Annotated in this window: 18 protein-coding genes; 4 read left to right on the forward strand and 14 right to left on the reverse strand. The window is 54.8% G+C overall.

Going from position 1 to position 15923, the window contains the following annotated elements:
- Positions 1-67: 67 nt before the first annotated feature.
- From OEL57_RS03085 to OEL57_RS03095, 3 genes are read right to left on the reverse strand one after another with little or no spacing between them, the layout of a single operon-like run.
- Positions 68-757, reverse strand: coding sequence for a hypothetical protein (locus OEL57_RS03085; RefSeq protein ID WP_300736913.1), 690 nt, complete (start codon positions 755-757; stop codon positions 68-70).
- The gene (locus OEL57_RS03090) at positions 754-1872 is read right to left on the reverse strand and encodes a serine hydrolase domain-containing protein (protein ID WP_300736915.1); all 1119 of its coding nucleotides are present in this window, start codon (positions 1870-1872) and stop codon (positions 754-756) included. The genes OEL57_RS03085 and OEL57_RS03090 overlap by 4 nt, the downstream gene beginning before the upstream one ends.
- 14 nt (positions 1873-1886) lie before the next feature.
- A complete protein-coding gene (locus OEL57_RS03095; RefSeq protein ID WP_300736917.1) occupies positions 1887-2195 on the reverse strand; it encodes a hypothetical protein in 309 nt (102 codons plus the stop codon).
- Between the two features lie 101 nt (positions 2196-2296).
- Here OEL57_RS03095 and OEL57_RS03100 point away from each other — a divergent pair, with 101 nt between their 5' ends.
- The gene (locus tag OEL57_RS03100; RefSeq protein ID WP_300736920.1) at positions 2297-2824 is read left to right on the forward strand and encodes a DUF2975 domain-containing protein; all 528 of its coding nucleotides are present in this window, start codon (positions 2297-2299) and stop codon (positions 2822-2824) included.
- 9 nt (positions 2825-2833) lie between these two features.
- Positions 2834-3046: a helix-turn-helix domain-containing protein gene (locus OEL57_RS03105; protein ID WP_300736922.1), complete on the forward strand. Its 213-nt coding sequence runs from the start codon at positions 2834-2836 to the stop codon at positions 3044-3046.
- A gap of 114 nt (positions 3047-3160) precedes the next feature.
- Here the strand turns inward: OEL57_RS03105 and OEL57_RS03110 are convergent, their stop codons facing one another.
- Genes OEL57_RS03110 through OEL57_RS03120 form a run of 3 tightly spaced genes read right to left on the reverse strand, consistent with a single transcriptional unit; the run spans position 3161 to position 7544 of the window.
- Positions 3161-4063: a pirin family protein gene (locus OEL57_RS03110; RefSeq protein ID WP_300736924.1), complete on the reverse strand. Its 903-nt coding sequence runs from the start codon at positions 4061-4063 to the stop codon at positions 3161-3163.
- A gap of 18 nt (positions 4064-4081) precedes the next feature.
- On the reverse strand, positions 4082-5173 hold the full coding sequence (locus tag OEL57_RS03115) for an alkene reductase (RefSeq protein WP_300736927.1): 1092 nt from the start codon (positions 5171-5173) through the stop codon (positions 4082-4084).
- Between the two features lie 37 nt (positions 5174-5210).
- Entirely contained in the window at positions 5211-7544 is a 2334-nt protein-coding gene (locus OEL57_RS03120; RefSeq protein WP_300736929.1) for a PAS domain S-box protein, read from the reverse strand.
- Between the two features lie 191 nt (positions 7545-7735).
- On the opposite strand from OEL57_RS03120, the gene OEL57_RS03125 reads away from it, so the two are divergent.
- Positions 7736-9067, forward strand: a complete 1332-nt coding sequence (locus OEL57_RS03125) for a putative DNA modification/repair radical SAM protein (RefSeq protein WP_349255189.1) — start codon at positions 7736-7738, stop codon at positions 9065-9067.
- Positions 9067-9816 carry a TIGR03915 family putative DNA repair protein gene (locus tag OEL57_RS03130; RefSeq protein ID WP_300736934.1) on the forward strand — a complete coding sequence of 250 codons (750 nt, stop codon included), beginning with the start codon at positions 9067-9069 and terminating at the stop codon, positions 9814-9816. Before OEL57_RS03125 ends, OEL57_RS03130 begins: the two co-directional genes overlap by 1 nt.
- On the opposite strand, the gene OEL57_RS03135 is transcribed toward OEL57_RS03130, so the two are convergent.
- The 8 genes from OEL57_RS03135 to yjjJ all read right to left on the reverse strand — a co-directional run bounded on the left by OEL57_RS03135 (position 9806) and on the right by yjjJ (position 15867).
- Complete coding sequence (locus tag OEL57_RS03135) at positions 9806-10315, reverse strand: hypothetical protein (RefSeq protein WP_300736937.1); 510 nt, start codon at positions 10313-10315, stop codon at positions 9806-9808. The two genes, OEL57_RS03130 and OEL57_RS03135, sit on opposite strands and share 11 nt — an antisense overlap.
- Positions 10316-10450: 135 nt before the next feature.
- Positions 10451-11170 carry an LrgB family protein gene (locus OEL57_RS03140; protein WP_300736941.1) on the reverse strand — a complete coding sequence of 240 codons (720 nt, stop codon included), beginning with the start codon at positions 11168-11170 and terminating at the stop codon, positions 10451-10453.
- Complete coding sequence (locus OEL57_RS03145) at positions 11167-11529, reverse strand: CidA/LrgA family protein (RefSeq protein ID WP_300736944.1); 363 nt, start codon at positions 11527-11529, stop codon at positions 11167-11169. Before OEL57_RS03145 ends, OEL57_RS03140 begins: the two co-directional genes overlap by 4 nt.
- A gap of 23 nt (positions 11530-11552) precedes the next feature.
- Complete coding sequence (locus OEL57_RS03150) at positions 11553-11954, reverse strand: PaaI family thioesterase (RefSeq protein WP_300736947.1); 402 nt, start codon at positions 11952-11954, stop codon at positions 11553-11555.
- 159 nt (positions 11955-12113) lie between these two features.
- A complete protein-coding gene (locus tag OEL57_RS03155; protein ID WP_300736950.1) occupies positions 12114-12467 on the reverse strand; it encodes a hypothetical protein in 354 nt (117 codons plus the stop codon).
- Positions 12468-12512: 45 nt separating this feature from the next.
- The gene (locus OEL57_RS03160; protein WP_300736953.1) at positions 12513-13433 is read right to left on the reverse strand and encodes a DUF4238 domain-containing protein; all 921 of its coding nucleotides are present in this window, start codon (positions 13431-13433) and stop codon (positions 12513-12515) included.
- Positions 13434-13461: 28 nt separating this feature from the next.
- Positions 13462-14307 (reverse strand): abortive infection family protein, encoded by an 846-nt coding sequence (locus OEL57_RS03165; protein WP_300736956.1) that lies wholly within the window; start codon positions 14305-14307, stop codon positions 13462-13464.
- Between the two features lie 201 nt (positions 14308-14508).
- Complete coding sequence (gene yjjJ, locus OEL57_RS03170) at positions 14509-15867, reverse strand: type II toxin-antitoxin system HipA family toxin YjjJ (protein WP_300736959.1); 1359 nt, start codon at positions 15865-15867, stop codon at positions 14509-14511.
- Positions 15868-15923 lie beyond the last annotated feature (56 nt).

Below are 15923 nucleotides of genomic sequence, written 5' to 3' on the forward strand. Positions count from 1 at the left end.
CGTCAATTCACAATCTGCACCGTGGTCACCAAGGCCGTTATGCCAACGGCATATTCGTACGACAAAATCAGGGAGTGCGCTGCAAACGATAGCCCGCAAAAACAAGCTGTTCCTGCCCGTTTTCCCTGACCACCCGGATGGTTTCACCGGCACCGCGCCAGAGCCCCGCAACTATCGCTTTGTTGTCTGAAACTGGCCTGATGACCTGGCTGACTTTGGCCTTACCGAATTCAAGCAAGGTGTAGTCTATCAGCAGCAGACCATCTGCCACCCGCAGGGTAATCTCATCGGCAAACGGCGTGTCGTTACCCAGGTTGGCAATACGATAGTTGCCCAGCCGGTGCTGCCAGGCAGGTGACAACGGCACCGGCTTGACCTTCTCGCCAATGACCAGCTCAACATTCTGATCCGCTACCGTCAGCAGCTCATGGCCATCCACCAGGGCACGGCCAACACCATACTGGCTAAGCTCCCCCAGGTTAATCGGAAACAGCCCCAATAGGCGGTACTGCAGCTGCAACTGCTTATCGCTGCGAGGCACCAGACGGAAGGAGCGATCCATCAGTGATGCCTTGAGATAACCGTCAGTAGCCTCCAGCCTGCCCAGTCCGGCCTGGGTGGCGTAGCTGCCTTGATAGGCCTGCAGTTCTTCACTGCTTAGATAGTTGCCGGTTGGCAGCTGCGGACGCTCCGGCTGCTTGCGGCCGGTCTTGATCTCCAACGCAAGCTTCAGGGCTTCGGTGGCAATCGTGTTCACGCTTTGCTGGGCAGTATCGGTGTTAGACAGGACAACGACACCCAGCTTGACCTCGGGCAGCACCACCAGTTGGGCGCGGTGGTACAGGGTGGCGCCACCGTGATGGGCAACCGTACCGGCCTGCTGGATATTGAGCCACCCAGGCCGCCCAGCATCCAGCCCAGACCAATGCGGAAGCCGCGATCAAGGGCTACGCTGCTGTTTTGGGGGGTCAGCATCTCCCGCACGGTTTCCGGCTTGATGATCCTGCGGCCATTCAGTTCTCCCTCTGCCAGAATCATGCGGATAAAGCGGCTCATGTCGCTGACCGAGCTGTTCAGGCCACCGGCCGGTGTATCCCGCAGCGGTGGTTCAACCTTCTCTTCATCACCACTATAGGCCTTGGATGCAGGCGCACTGCGGGGTATGGCAGGAGCGCAGGTTGTCTGCTGCATTCCCAGCGGCTGCAGCAACTGTTGTTGCAGGTGTCCACAGAACTCCTGGCCGCTTATGTTCTGCACTGCCAGCCCCAGTAGCGACATACCGAGGTTTGAGTAGGACAAAACCGTGTTGGGCGGAAACGCAAGATACTCCTCCTTGATGGAGGCCGGTAACGTGCTGATCGGCTGGGGGGCAGTGGTCCACATCCCTTTCAGGTAATCAGACGGTATGCCGGAGTGGTGGGTCATGATGCTGCGCAGGGTGATGGGGGCAGCATTGCTAAAACGGCTGCGCAGTGAGAAATCAGGGATAGCGTTCTGTAGTGGGCTGTCCAACCCAAGTTTTCCCTGCTCCGCCAGTTGCAGGGCGCTGATGGTGGTGAACAGCTTGGAGACCGAGCCGATCCGGTAGACCGTATCCGCTGTAGCCGGGAGCTTGGCAGCGGTATCGGCAGAGCCAAACCCTTCGGCCCAGACCAGCTGCTGGTCATCAACCAGGGCAATTGACAGCCCCTGCAGGTTGTTGCGGTTCATTTCCTTGCGGATCAGCCAACTGATCTGCTCCTTAAGATACCCGTACTCACCGGGAACCAGCGTTGCCGGTCTGACCGGAGGCGTTGCACAGCCCGCAAGCAGGATGAGTGACAGGAAACCCGGCAGTAGCAGGCATACAGGTTTTTTGAATGGGTGGTGCATTTGAACGCTCCTTCTTATGGCTTAACCGTGCTTGGCGTCTGCGGGCGGCCATCGCTCTGCTTTTGGGTATTGTAGGTTGCCGCGCCGATTGCCATCCCTTCCATAAACCGCCAGAACCAGGGCGTTTCAGTAACCTGTCTGGTCGGCCTTTTATCAACGGTTTCAAGCAGTGGATCACCTGCAGGCTGAGGAAGCGTTGTTGGCAATAGCATAACCGACGGTTTTGGTTTCTCAGTCTGCACCGCTTCCTGAGCATTGCAGAACACTGCTGTCACAATCAGACCAGCCACCAGTAAAACTGTTGTCTTACGTGTTGAAGCCATTGCGTATCCTCCAGATACTACGGTCTGCAGCCATCTCAGTGGTTGAAATTTCTCTTTGAATGGTATTGTAATACAATAATTATTTGGGGGATATGATTGCGATGAAACAACAGGGCCTAACCAAAACAAGCCGCACCCTGCAGTGGACGATTATGGCGCTCTGGTTGCTGACGCTGGGGATTGCCGTGCTACGTTGGACCGCCACACATATGGTGGCCTGGCTACCGCCAACACTGGCAGCGCAGGTTGGTGACAGCAGCGTGTCCACCGGTATCCGGCTGGCCTGTTTTGGGGTAGAGCTGATTCCGCTGGCAGCGGCCTATTACGCCCTTGCCGCGCTGTATCGTATCTGTGGGGCCTATGGCAGGGGAGAGATCTTCAGGCTGGAAACCGGTATCCTGTATCGCCGGTTTGGCAGGGGCTTGCTGCTGCTGGGTGCGGCAAATGCGCTCTATACATCGCTGTTGTCTGCCCTGTTATCTTTTGCAGTACAGGGAAAACTGGCCATCTCAGTTGGTCTGAGTACGGCTGACCTGTATCTGTTGATTGTTGGCTGTGCCGTGCAGATGCTGGGTATGGTAATGGATGAGGCCTATCGTCTTCAGGCTGAAAACAATCAGATTATTTAAGGAACAGGCATGCCTATTATCGTCAACCTGGATATCATGCTTGCAAAACGCAAGGTCAAATCAAAGGATCTGGCCGAACAGATCGGCATTACCGAGGCAAACCTGTCGCTGTTGAAGAGCGGCAAGGTCAAAGGGGTCCGCTTTGCTACGCTGGAGGCGATCTGTCATTATCTGGACTGCCAGCCGGGTGATCTACTGGAATATCTGCCGGAGGAGGAATAAAAAGAACGTATAGCAGCCCGTTTCCACTTCGCCTTAATCCTGCTGGTTAGCCGCAAAAAAACGGGCGTCCTGAGTCAGACGCCCGTATCTCTCCCCATTACCCGCCGCCCTGTACTACTTCACAAAGCTGCCGTTATGATACTCGTCAAAGGCGATGCGCAGCTCTTCACGGCTGTTCATCACAATCGGTCCCTGCCAGGCAACCGGTTCACCCAGCGGTTTGCCGACCAGCAGCAGGAAGCGCACCCCCTGCTCACCGGCAATCACCTTGATCCCCTCTCCCTGATGTTCATATAGTACGGTTGTCTCGGGGCCAAAGGAACAGCCTCGCTCCAGATCCAGCCAGCAACTGCCGGCATAGTCGTAGGCATAGGGATCACGGCCCTGATCAAAATAGCCCTGGCCATCCAGCAGGTAGGCCACCACGGTGTAGCCGTCGGTTACGGCATGTTCAAAGACGGCGTTCGGCGGCATGCTTACGTCCAGCAGCTCCGGGTCGATAACAATGTCCCGTACCGGTCCCTGTACGCCTGCCACCTCCCCGGCTATCAGCTTAATGGTGACGCCGCTATCCAGGGTTACTACCGGGATGGTGGCAGCCGGGACATCGCGGTAGCGGGGTGCAATCATCTTCTGGCTGGCCGGCAGGTTGGCCCAGAACTGGAAACCCCACATGGTGCCGCTGGGGCTCAGCTTCGGCATCTCCTGATGGATGATGCCGCTGCCAGCGGTCATCCACTGCACGTCACCAGCACCGATTACGCCGCTGTTGCCCATGCTGTCGCCATGTTCCACCCGTCCTTCAAGGATGTAGGTGATGGTTTCGATCCCCCGGTGGGGATGCCAGGGAAAGCCTGCCAGATACTCGTCCGGGTTAGCGGTATGAAAATCATCCAGCATCAGAAACGGATCAAACAGCGGCAGCTGGTGGTAGCCAAAGGCCCGCTTAAGGTGGACACCGGCCCCTTCCAGAGTAGGAATGCTTTTAAACACCTTGTTGATCATACGTGTTTGCATGGTCTCCCTCGCTTCGGCTTATAGCGGCCTGACAGGATAATCGGTATACCCGGCTGCGCCCGGTGAATAGAAGGTGGTCTGGTCTGGAACAGCCAGCTCATTGCCGTTTTGTAGACGTGCCACCAGATCAGGATTGGCAATGAAAGGGCGCCCAAAGGCGATCAGGTCTGCGGCACCGCTCTGCAGGTCCGCCTCGGCCCGTGCAGCATCATACCCGCCGGAAAGGATCACCGCACCGCCACCGGCAGCGCGGAACGCCTGACAGATGGCCTGCACAGTGGCCGGTTCCGGCTTGGGTGCCCCCATGGCAGAATGATCCACCAGATGCAGGTAGGCCAGCCCCAACCCGCCTGCTGCTGCAGCCAGCGCAACGTACTGCTCAGCAATACCGTCGTAGTCGCCACTCATCTCGTTAAAGACACCATAGGGTGAGAGCCGGATACCAACCCGATCAGCCCCGATTTCAGCGATCACCGCAGCAGCAACATCCAGGGCAAACCGGTTGCGGCGTGCTGCATCACCACCATATGCATCGCTACGCTGATTTGCACCAGGATCCAGAAACTGGTTAATCAGATAGCCATTGGCACCATGTACCTCAACCCCATCCAGTCCGGCAGCAAGCGCATTTTTTGCTGCCAGTGCATACTCTGCAATGGCCTGCTCAATATCCTTTGGCGTCATCTCCCGGGGCTGGCCATAGGGCTGCTCCCCCTGGCTATCGGTCCAGATCTTGCCCCCCAGGGCAACTGCCGAAGGAGCCACCAGCTCTGCACCTGCCGGCAGATTGAGCCTGCTGCCCACCCGGCCGCAATGCATCAACTGCATGAAGATACCGGCACCACCCCTATGGACCGCATCAGCTATCTGCTGCCAGCCCGCAGTTTGCTCTACGGAAAATGCTCCCGGTATCCGGGCATAGCCAAGTCCGTTGGGAGATGGCGAGGTTCCTTCAGTAATGATCAACCCGGCGCCCGAGCGCTGACCGTAATAGTCTGCCAGCAGGGTATTTGGTATATTATAGGTGGCCCGTGAACGGGTCATGGGGGCCATGACGACCCGGTTCTGCAGTTTGGTGGCACCAACTGTGTAGTTTGAAAAAAGTTTCATAGTTGCCCTCCTTTTAAACCAGATACTACTGTTAATATTAAAGAAAATGCCGCTGTAGTTCCTGTAGCAGAACATCCAGGGGAATCGGCTTGATCAGACAGCCATCAAACCCCTGATTTGACACCTGCTCCTTGATTTGAAGCGTGGCATGTCCTGTCAGGGCAACTATCGGTACATGGAGGTTTGTTGTCCGTTCTTTTTCCCGGATTACTTCAACTGCCTCAATACCGCTCAAGACCGGCATACTTACATCCATCAGAATCAGATCAGGATCATGCTGCTCCCATGCCTGTAGCGCCTCCTGCCCATCGTGGGCCAGGATGACGGTATGGCCAAATTTTTCTAGCAACTTGCTGGTAAATTTCAGGTTTATTTCATGGTCATCGGCAAGCAGAATACGTAATTGAGGACCATCCCATTCCGGCAATACCTTGCAGGCCGTAGCATCAGCATCTTCTTCGCCTTGGACTTCACGTTGAGTGAACGGCACCACAAGATGGAATGTACTCCCAAGCCTCTCTACGCTCTCAGCCCACAACGTACCGCCCATCATGTTACTAAGCCTTTTACATATGGCCAGGCCAAGACCGGTTCCGCCATGCTTTTTGGATAGGGTGGCCTCTGCCTGAGTAAATGGTTCAAAAATTGTTTCAAGCATATGGGAAGAGATGCCGACCCCTGAGTCTTTAACATCGATCTCAAGCTGCAGTTGCTCTTCATACTGTTCTTTGACGGTTACAGAGAGAGAAACAGCACCTGTTTCCGTGAATTTAACCGCATTGCCAAGCAGATTGAGCAGGATCTGCTTGAAACGTGTCTGATCCCCCTTCAGATAGTCAGGCACACTGTCAGGAATTTGTACCTCTATCGACAATCCCTTGGATTGGGCAAGTGATTTTAGAGAGTTAACAACGCCGTCAATGGTTGATCGCAGCCTGAAATCAACGGATTCAAGCGTGATCTTGCCCGCTTCTATCTTTGAGAGATCAAGCACATCATTCAGCAGTGACAGCAGGGTGCAGGAGGATGATTTGATATCGGCCAGATAGTCCTTCTGTTCACTGGTTAACCGTGTAAATTCAAGTAATTGTGCGGTGCCAATGATGCCGTTAAGGGGGGTGCGAATCTCGTGGCTCATATTGGCCAGAAATGCGCTCTTAGCTTGATTGGCTGCCTCGGCAGCCAGTTTTGCCTGTCTAGCCTCTTCCTGGGCCTGCACCAGCTGTTCAATGTCAATAAATGCGGCCACTACACCGGTTATGCTGCCGTTGGCACCCCTCAATGGCACTGCATTGCCATAGACATTGACGCAGTCACCGTTGTCAAAGATAATCTCTTCTTCAAAGTTGCAGACCGGCATTCCGGTTGTTACTGCTCGTTGCAGCGGTAACTCTGCAATGGACAACTCCCGGCCCTTCTGCAAAACCTTGAAGTGGTCCGTATGGGTACCAGGATGACTCTTGGAGGTATTGCTGCCGTATTCCATCCGTAGCAGCTCATAGGCGGTATGGTTGCCGGTAATGATGCGGCACTGCGGGTCATGGCTGATCAGAACCGCTGCCGGCACTGCCTGCATCAGCGCCTCCAGCTCAGTCAGCCGGGCATGTTCAACTTCGGCGTTTCTTTTCAGCTCCGCTTCGTCTTCCTTGCGTTTGCTGATCTCCCGGACCAGGCTGAGCAGGATCCGGTCATCACCGATATCAACACCACAGGAGCTGACCTCCACCGGAAATGCCCTGCCTTCTTTGGTACGGTGTACGGTCTCAAAGAGGATTCCCTGCTTATCCGCTTCATCCATCTGGGCATAGGCTGAAGCTGCACAATCCGGTGTCCTGAGATCACCTATCGTCATGCTCGACAGTTCGTCGTGGCTGTAGCCGTAGGTCCTGACAGCCGCATCGTTCGCCTCCAGAATCCGGCCATCTTCCCTCCGGATAAACAGGGCGATGTCGCGGCTGTACTTGGAGAGCAGCTCGTAACGACGCAGGGCAGATTCAGCCTGCTTCAGCTTGGTGATGTCCTCGGAAAAAATGACAATGCCGCCAACCTCGCTATTGTTCGAGAACCAGGGACGAATCTCCCAGCGCAACCACTGTACCGATCCGTCGGCACGTATAAAGCGATCAGCATCAGAAGTCAGAACCTCTCCTGCAAGACAACGTCGATGTAGTTCTTTCCACCGGTCCGGTATTTCAGGAAAGACTTCATAGTGCGACAGTCCCTGCAGATCCCGGTCGCCCAATTGATAATCCGTCAGCCAGCGACGGCTGACATACAGGTAGCGCATCTCCTGATCAAACATTGCCAAGGCAGCCGGGGCATATTCAACAAAGAGTCGCAACTTTTCTTCATTCATTCGTAGCTGTTCCATCGGCCCAATAATTCCTTGCTCAGTGTGAAGTAATCAATTGCTCAGGCGTGCTAGTCATCTCACAAAATCTGCTTTTACAACAGATATCAGGAATCTAGTCTAATATACCGTCAGATAAAGTAAAGTGATTAGGTCAATTTTACTCCTGACACCGTTAAGTGCTTCATAATGACCTATCCTGTCATAGGGATATGGTATGCTGCTGCAATGTATTTTGGGGGAGATTTGGTGTGGCAACCGACCTGATGGACAGGCTGAAAATACTGGCAGACGGGGCAAAGTACGATGTTTCCTGCTCTTCCAGCGGCAGCTCTCGTGCGAACAGCAACGGGGGGATCGGCTCTGCTGCGTCCACCGGTATCTGCCACACCTGGACCAGTGATGGCCGCTGCGTCTCGCTGCTCAAGATCCTGATGACCAACGCCTGCATCTATGACTGCGCCTACTGTATCAACCGTCGCAGCAATGACGTGCAACGGGTGGCGCTTTCTCCGGCCGAGGTGGCAGAGCTGACTATTGGCTTTTATCGCCGCAACTACATTGAAGGGCTGTTTCTCAGCACCGGCGTGGTCCGTTCTGCTGACTACACCATGGAGCTGCTGATTCAGGCGGTCCGCACCCTGCGGGAGCAGTACCGCTTTAACGGCTATATCCACCTGAAACTGGTGCCAGGTGCTGATCCGCTGCTGGTGCAGCAGGCCGGACTCTGGGCTGACCGGGTCAGCGTTAATCTGGAACTGCCCACCCGCGAAAGTCTGGCCCTGCTGGCACCGGACAAGAGCCGTGATGCAGTGGTAGGGCCGATGCGGCAGGTCAACCAGCTGATCACGGTCAATCGGGCCGAGCGGAAGCAGTCCCGCAAGGTGCCCCGTTTTGCCCCGGCCGGGCAAAGCACCCAGCTGATTGTGGGGGCAACGGGTGAATCTGACCGCCAGATCGTGACCCTGTCTGAACAACTCTACCAGCGGCTGGATCTGAAGCGGGTCTACTATTCCGCCTTTATTCCTACCGTGGCCGACACCCGTCTGCCAGCCCGGCCCGAGGCGCCACTACGGCGTGAGCATCGCCTGTATCAGGCTGACTGGCTACTGCGCTACTACGGCTTCTCGGCCCATGAGCTGCTGGATGAGGTCAGTCCCAATCTGGACAGCGAGCTTGATCCCAAGACCGGCTGGGCCTTGCGCCATCTGGAACTGTTTCCGCTGGAGATCAACCGTGCCAGTTATGAAGAGCTGCTGCGGGTGCCGGGAGTCGGGGTCCGCTCTGCCCAGCGGATTATTCAGGCCCGGCGGCAGGGCCATCTGGGGATTGACGATCTGACCAGCCTGGGGATTGTCATGAAGCGTGCCCGCTACTTCATTACTGCCCGTGGCCGGTATGCCGGAGAGATCAAGCTTGAAAGCAACACCCTGCGCAGTAGACTGGTGGACGGGCCGGAACAGAAGCGTCCGGTCCAGCTGAGTCTTGATCTGGAACAGCCGCTGCGTGACGAGACCGCCAGTCTGATTACGGGAGAACTGTGATGTCCGGCTGCTACTGTTATGACGGCACCTTGGCCGGGCTGCTGACGCTGTACCCCCATCTACTGGCAGAACGGGCTGCTGTGGAGCGGATCAGTGCCGCTCCGCCTGATCAGCAGAGCCTGTTCAACAGTGAGATCTGCATTGCCACTGATCAGGCCGTGGCAGAAGTGTTCTGGCAGCACCTGACCCGACGACTTTCCCCCCACTCACTCAAACTGCTGCGGCGCTGCCTGCTGGCTGATCATCCCCAGCAAGAGCTGTTGATCTACCACTATCTTCTGTTGGAGGCGGAACAGGGCAGGAGGGTTGACGGAATGCTGGCCCACCCGCAGGTGGCGCCGGTATGGAAGCTGGCGCAGCAGGTGGCTCGGGAGGCGCACCGCTATCTGGGCTTTGTCAGGTTCCAGCAAATACAGGGCGGGCTGTACTACGCTGCAATCAGGCCGGATCACCGGATCCTGTTACTGATCGGCACACACTTTGCCGAGCGGTTCAGTGACCAGCAGTGGCTAATCCATGACCAGCGCCATGGCGAGGGGATTCTGTACGATGCTGAAAAACAGGAATGGCTGCTGTTGCCGATGGAGGTGACAGCCCAACCTGATCTCGCTCCAGAGGAAGCGCAGTTTCAGGAACTGTGGCGTAGCTACTTCAGCACCCTGGCCATCCCGGAGCGGACCAATCTGAGGCTGCAACAGGGTAAAGTACCTTTGAAGACGCGAAGCTGCCTGACAGAGTTTACGGTGTAAGGATGGCGTTCATGTGGGACCGCAGATCGTAACTGGCCGGCAGTGACCCGCAATACAACATAGACTTGTATTTCTCGCAGTACATGTGGCGCTGCTGTTTGTCTCCGGTAACCACATCCTTGATGCTGTACTGAATCCACAGTCCCTGACCGTCAGGGAACTGCTGCGCTTTTAAAAGTACTTTAGCCGGATAGGCACCATCTGCATCCGGTGTGGTCATAATGTTATGTCCGGCAACAAATGGTGTCGGATGATACTTCACAATTCCGGCAGTTTTTGGCTCAATAGAAATTTCTGAAAATACGGTCTTCTTGCCCAACTGCTTCCGCTTTTCCTTCATCTTGCTGATGGCGATGCTCTCGTTTTCACATCCGGCAACCACAATCTCATGCACCGCATGCACCACCGTCGTATAGGCAGCGGGCAGAGAAGAATCGACCGGTGAGCCAAGGCAGACACAGGCAGGCAATGCTATAAAACGTACAAAGTCTTTTTTCATGGGGATATGCCGGAAGGTTGAAGAGTCCTTGTGATTGGTCTGGCAAACTGTTTGTTGGTTCTTTTTAACAGAAAACAGCTGATTGTCAAATGCAGCAGGCTGGCCCGCAGCTAGCTGCGTCGGAAGGCCACAGTATCAGCGCAGCAAGCTGACCAGAAGCGGCAGCAACAACGCCGTGAGTAGACCGTTTAAGGCCATTGCCAGGGCGGAAAAGGCGCCACTCACCCGGCTCTGATGCATGGCATGGGCAGTGCCGATCCCGTGGGAGGCAACCCCGAAGGCCATACCGCGGGCAGTATCATCATGCACCCGCACCCATTTCAAGACAAGATCGCCAATTACGGTGCCGGTAATGCCGGTCAGCACCACTGCTACTGCCGTCAGAGACGGCAGGCCGCCAATCTGTTCACTGATCCCCATCGCTATCGGCGTCGTCACCGATTTTGGTGCCAGGGTCAAGAGCAGTACCCGTTCTCCCCCCAGCAGCCAGGCGATCCCCACCGCGCTGGCAATGGCAGCCAGTGAGCCGGACAGCAGCGCAATCGCAATCGGCCTGAAGGTCTTGCGAATCATGGCCACCTCACGGTAGAGCGGTATTGCCAAAGCGACGGTGGCTGGCCCCAGTAGAAAGTGGATAAACTGGGCACCTTTGAAATAGGTCTGGTACGGTGTGTTGCTGAGCTTGAGCAGAAGAACCAGTATCAGCACAGCAATCAGGACCGGGTTGAAGATCGGGCTGCAGCCCAGCCGCCGGAACAGCCAGCTTCCCAGTTGATAGGCGATCAGAGTCACTGCCAACCAGAGCAGCGGCGTAGTGGAGAGATAGACCCACAGTTGCGAGACATCACCGGTCATGGAGTCCCTCCTTCATCCTGCTGATTATGACGGTTGGCCCGTTGCATGACCTGACCGGTCACCGCAATGGTCACCGCCGTACCGATCACGATCGCGCCGCCAAGCGGCAGCCAGGAACGGACAAGCAGATCCAGGTTGGTGATTACCCCTACCCCGGCCGGTACGAACAACAGCGCAAGGTAGCGGTGCAGGGAATTTGCCGCACCTTCCAGCTCAGCAGGCAAACGCTGCTTGAGCAGAAGGCCACAGAACAAGAGCAGCATGCCGATTACCGGCCCTGGCACCGGTAGCCCGGTCAGCCGGGTAATGATCTCGCCAAGCAGCTGGCAGACCAGAATAATGGTCAACGAACCGAGCATTGTGGACACCTCCGTACATGCATTTATTCCAGCACCAGCAACCCGACCGTACCGTGTACCACCAGTTTGTCTTCCTGATTGGTCACCTCAACCCTCACGCTGGCAGTACGGCGCCCCAGGTGCAGCAGCTCTGAACGGGCTGTCAGCAGATCCCCCGCCGCGGCTGGGCGAATATAGTTGACCTGCAGGCTGGTAGTGGTGCAGGCGACCCCGGAGGGGAGCAAGGGGCGGGGGAAGAAGGAGGCGGTATCCACCAGTGTGGCCAGCAGGCCACCGTGGGCACCGCCAAAGTAGTTGCAATGTCGCTCGTCAACGGTCACGCACATAACCGCATGGCGTTCGCCGATCTCCTGCAGTTGTATCCCCAGAGTCTGCAGCAGGGAGATGTTATTGATCGATTCCGGGGTAGCTGGCTCAATGGCCATGGCAGCACCTCTATGTCCATCTTAACGTGCGGTCTCTCGATTGGAACAACATATTCTATTGGTAGCTCTTACCTGTACCGTAACAGCAGGACGCGTTGATTGGCAGCATCTTTTTTATGGTACGTACGGCCCTTCAGGTAAAGCTGGCTGACAGAGAATTTAATTCCTTTTCAACCCAAGCTGCCGGAAGATATTCTCTACTCTGGCACTGTCTTCCACGGTAAAACCGATATTGATCCACTGGCTCTTCAGGTCGGCAATGAAGATAGCGTCACGCCTGTGCCGGTTATAATCTGCCGGAAACCAGGTCTTGAGGTTACCGGTTCCGTGCAGTCGCCACTTGCCGTTCCAGATGGTCGGCGCACAAACCGTAATACTGGCGATATCTGCCAGACGGACCGTCTTGGGGGTATGCCTGGGAAAATAGTAATCAGCAAAGACGATCTCGTCCGCTGTTATGGTAATCAGGCTATCGTGGTAGGTTAGATTGTTGGTCATAGTGTTTAACGTCACAAGGCGCACCGGCGGAGCGCAGCGAAGACCGTGTGCCGCCGCAGGTTATGCGCTCTCGCTTGTCTGGTACTCAGCCCACTCAAGCATCTCAGCAAGCACTTCGTCTACATCTCGTTGTGAAATCATGAACCTGCTACCATTTTTCCATATTCCAAGGTTAAACGGCCCAGGCCCATCAGCGCATAAAGGATAATGTTGTCCAGCAGGTTCATTATGATTGTCATCCATGATCAAAAGACGCGTCGGACTGATCGGAAAAGTTACAATGGTACCTTCAGTACCGAAACCGAATTTTTCTTTCTCTAAATGATCCTTACATACTGGATTATCTGACGTAATAAATGCGGGGGTATCAGCGAAAATTATTGACCATCGCTTTTTCAAAAGAAGCTTTGCCATGTGTCCGGCATGTGCTTGGACTGAATCGCAGAAAAATCTGTGATGATCATCTTGATTCCATTTTTTATATTCATGCCAGTCACTGGCATCAAACTTCTGTAATTTCCCGTTGGTCTCCACGTATGCAATATCAGGTGTACCGTCAGGCTTTTTCGATACCTGATCGTACAGCGTCACTAGGTGCTTGTGGGCCTCGACGCACTGTTTGAGGCCGTTCGGGTGGCGAAGGTAGAGAATGGAGACAAATAGCGATACAGCTTTACGTAACGGCTCCCATAAAAGGTCGGCATAACCTTCGGCTAGAGTAGGCCATATAACAGAAAGTAGTTGCTCAATGCCGGATAATTTCGCTTCAAGTCCCCATTCCCGCTGGCCTTCCTTGTTAGGGGGCGAGTACAAGAAGCGCTTTGCGCAGATGTTTCTTATATTGGTCAGCCTTGGATCCCCGTCCTCATCGTTTTTGGAAAATATCCACGTTTTTGGATTCTTTGTCCGTTGGGTCTCAGGCGTTGCAAAATATTTCAGGTAAAACTGTGGAACCCAATGCTGGTTTACAGGTTGACTCATTTATTTACTCAGATAACGGTCGATTAGATCAGCGACCGCCATAAGCCGCCCAATTGAACGAAGAGTTTTGCGTCTTACAGGCATGCCAGCGCTCCATAATGAAGATTACAAGAGTATGTGATGCATTGACGGCAAGTCGAGCCTCAGAAACCTGAATTTCTGGAGGTGCAATGCCACGCCCATGCGCAGATCCAATGTGCGTGCGGTATGCCCCGATGCCATCCACAATGGACGACAATCCTTGAAGAATTTTCTTCTGATCCTCATCAAGAGTAGGATCAATATTGAGACCCAAGTGCATCTGCACGCTCCGCCAAAGTGGGACGATTGTCTGTTTGTTTGGCATTTCGAGCCTAAAAGTTTCTATGTATGTCTTACAAAGAGCTTCTATAATTGAGCTTGCGGCAGTTATGGCAGCATGTGGGTCTCGATCCAGCTGTGCTACTGCACGATCAAATTCAACTTCGATTGATGCATAGTCTCCTACCTTTAAAAAGTCTGCTAGTGTTTTGGTTGCCGGGCTTGCCCCCGCAAGGGTCACAAAGCCATTGGTCTGATAGCTCAACTGGTTCTTCGAAAGGCTTTCTTTGATTCTTTTTTGTCCTTCAGCAATTTCAGGCCGGATGAAGTGAGATGGTTCTTGGTCCATGAACTTTTGAATGACCTGACCGAGAACCAAAAGAGCGTCTACGCTCGGGTCGTCGTTGCACCTCTTTAACCATCTGGCACATTTTGTTTCACAATTGCCTTCTGGTACATCACCTGGTGCACCACTCTCCATGAACAGAGAATTGAGCGTCGAGTGACTGTAGTAATAAGCGGCAAGGACTGAAGAAACAGCGCCGATGACAGAATTGGGAATCGGATTTGCCAATTTTTAATCTCCTATCGCATAACTCCTTATTGAGCGGTTCACGCGCGTGCGCGCGTGAACCGCTCAACCTCCCAAATGGAACATTTCTCCGGCAGTATACCACACCTGAAAGCGAGTTCCAGGCTGCCCTACACGCCGTAATGGGCAAAGGCCTCTAGCATCCTATTGTCCACACTTTCAATCCATTGGCAAATCAGCCGGTTACAGTAGGCGTGGCGCCGTCTTCAGCCGCTCCAGCGTTGCCAGGTTTTCAGCGCAAATTTGGCGGAACGGTTCAGAAATACGATCATCAGCCTGCACACGCCCCCAGAACAGACAGGCACCATCAAGCGCCGCACCCCATTCCTGATGAGCGCCGGGCACTGCGGCAGGTGGCGTAAAAGTACGGGCTGGTGCTGCACCATCCAGGGGACGGTACAGCATCGGCAGCAGATCATAGGCCGGTGCAAGGGCAAATCGTTTGCTGCCTTCGGTCATAATCAGGGAGACATTGCCAAAATGTTGATCATTATTGGCAATCAGGCTGCTAAAGACCGATAACCAACGTAATGCTGAGGCATCCTGCGTTGAGAGCCTGCCATCGCTTTCCATCCGGTTGGCAGCATTAACCCAGTTGTCCTGATAGCCGTAAAATTCATTATCCACTGCCCGCAGCGAGATAATCGGCAGACGACCATGCAGGCCGGTCCGGTCAAAGCGAAGTACCTCCAGAAACTGGCGGCCGCCAGCTTCCAGAACCGTGCTTTGTGCAGCAGCAATGCCTGCCTGTTGCGCCACCTGCAGTGCATGGTGTTCACACACCAGCAGGTCTGCCCAGCGCCTACCCTCTTCACTGCCCATTGGTGAAGAAAACTTGACCAGTACGTTCTGCACCATGCCATTCTGTTCAATGGTGGCGGTAAATTTGGGCTGTTCACCCCCTGCTGATGATCCAACAGGCTGCCCTTCCATCGCCTCCTGGGCCAGGCAAGGATAGGATTCTGACCTGGCTTCTGCCGTGATGGCGCGCCCCGTTACCTGAACCATACGAAAGTAGCGTTCAAGGGATTCCTGCCCCACCACCAGATTACCCATGGTGTCTTCACCACGGCGAACAAGCGCCATCAATGCATGGTCTTCCTGCCAGTCATTGCTGCGTGGTGGCAGGCCAAGCTCTTGATGGCAGGTGCGCACAAAGGCCCTGCCCACAAATCCTTCCGGGTGCAGGTCAGCCAGAAACCAGGGCAGGCTTTTAAAGAACTGCTCCCGGCCATCAACCGGTTGCCAGAGAAAGTCAGTTTGGGCCACGCAGCAAAGCGTTCCAAGCAAACGGGCATTACCCTCGCTATCAATGGCATAGACCGGAAAGCTGCCCCCCAACCCACGCAGATCACGCACCCTGCTGTAGCGGCGTGCGCGGGCCTTGCCGATTGCCAGCACACGGTCACCCAACTGAGCAAGCAGGCGTGAGATAACCGGCTGGCTGAAGCCAAAACGCTGCTGTATCTCTGGCGAGGAGTAGATGCCGGTTGCCAGAAAGGCAAGCAGCCGTTCTTGATTTTGTAACGCGCTCTCTTGCATAGTTACATCCAGATTCAGAATAGATACTGAATAGATAGTCTAAACAAATATTATAG

The sequence above is a fragment of the Trichlorobacter sp. genome, assembly GCF_030247655.1.
In the GTDB taxonomy this organism is placed as follows: Bacteria; Desulfobacterota; Desulfuromonadia; order Geobacterales; family Pseudopelobacteraceae; genus Trichlorobacter.

What these genes read in the sequence shown, in the direction of transcription:
- OEL57_RS03145 (WP_300736944.1), bottom strand. Translation starts at nt 11,529, where the DNA reads ATGCTCGGTTCGTTGACCATTATTCTGGTCTGCCAGCTGCTTGGCGAG.
- OEL57_RS03100 (WP_300736920.1), top strand. Translation starts at nt 2,297, where the DNA reads ATGAAACAACAGGGCCTAACCAAAACAAGCCGCACCCTGCAGTGGACG.
- OEL57_RS03140 (WP_300736941.1), bottom strand. Translation starts at nt 11,170, where the DNA reads ATGACCGGTGATGTCTCGCAACTGTGGGTCTATCTCTCCACTACGCCG.
- OEL57_RS03125 (WP_349255189.1), top strand. Translation starts at nt 7,736, where the DNA reads ATGGTATGCTGCTGCAATGTATTTTGGGGGAGATTTGGTGTGGCAACC.
- yjjJ (WP_300736959.1), bottom strand. Translation starts at nt 15,867, where the DNA reads ATGCAAGAGAGCGCGTTACAAAATCAAGAACGGCTGCTTGCCTTTCTG.
- OEL57_RS03130 (WP_300736934.1), top strand. Translation starts at nt 9,067, where the DNA reads ATGTCCGGCTGCTACTGTTATGACGGCACCTTGGCCGGGCTGCTGACG.
- OEL57_RS03150 (WP_300736947.1), bottom strand. Translation starts at nt 11,954, where the DNA reads ATGGCCATTGAGCCAGCTACCCCGGAATCGATCAATAACATCTCCCTG.
- OEL57_RS03120 (WP_300736929.1), bottom strand. Translation starts at nt 7,544, where the DNA reads ATGGAACAGCTACGAATGAATGAAGAAAAGTTGCGACTCTTTGTTGAA.
- OEL57_RS03160 (WP_300736953.1), bottom strand. Translation starts at nt 13,433, where the DNA reads ATGAGTCAACCTGTAAACCAGCATTGGGTTCCACAGTTTTACCTGAAA.
- OEL57_RS03095 (WP_300736917.1), bottom strand. Translation starts at nt 2,195, where the DNA reads ATGGCTTCAACACGTAAGACAACAGTTTTACTGGTGGCTGGTCTGATT.
- OEL57_RS03105 (WP_300736922.1), top strand. Translation starts at nt 2,834, where the DNA reads ATGCCTATTATCGTCAACCTGGATATCATGCTTGCAAAACGCAAGGTC.
- OEL57_RS03110 (WP_300736924.1), bottom strand. Translation starts at nt 4,063, where the DNA reads ATGCAAACACGTATGATCAACAAGGTGTTTAAAAGCATTCCTACTCTG.
- OEL57_RS03090 (WP_300736915.1), bottom strand. Translation starts at nt 1,872, where the DNA reads ATGCACCACCCATTCAAAAAACCTGTATGCCTGCTACTGCCGGGTTTC.
- OEL57_RS03115 (WP_300736927.1), bottom strand. Translation starts at nt 5,173, where the DNA reads ATGAAACTTTTTTCAAACTACACAGTTGGTGCCACCAAACTGCAGAAC.
- OEL57_RS03135 (WP_300736937.1), bottom strand. Translation starts at nt 10,315, where the DNA reads ATGAAAAAAGACTTTGTACGTTTTATAGCATTGCCTGCCTGTGTCTGC.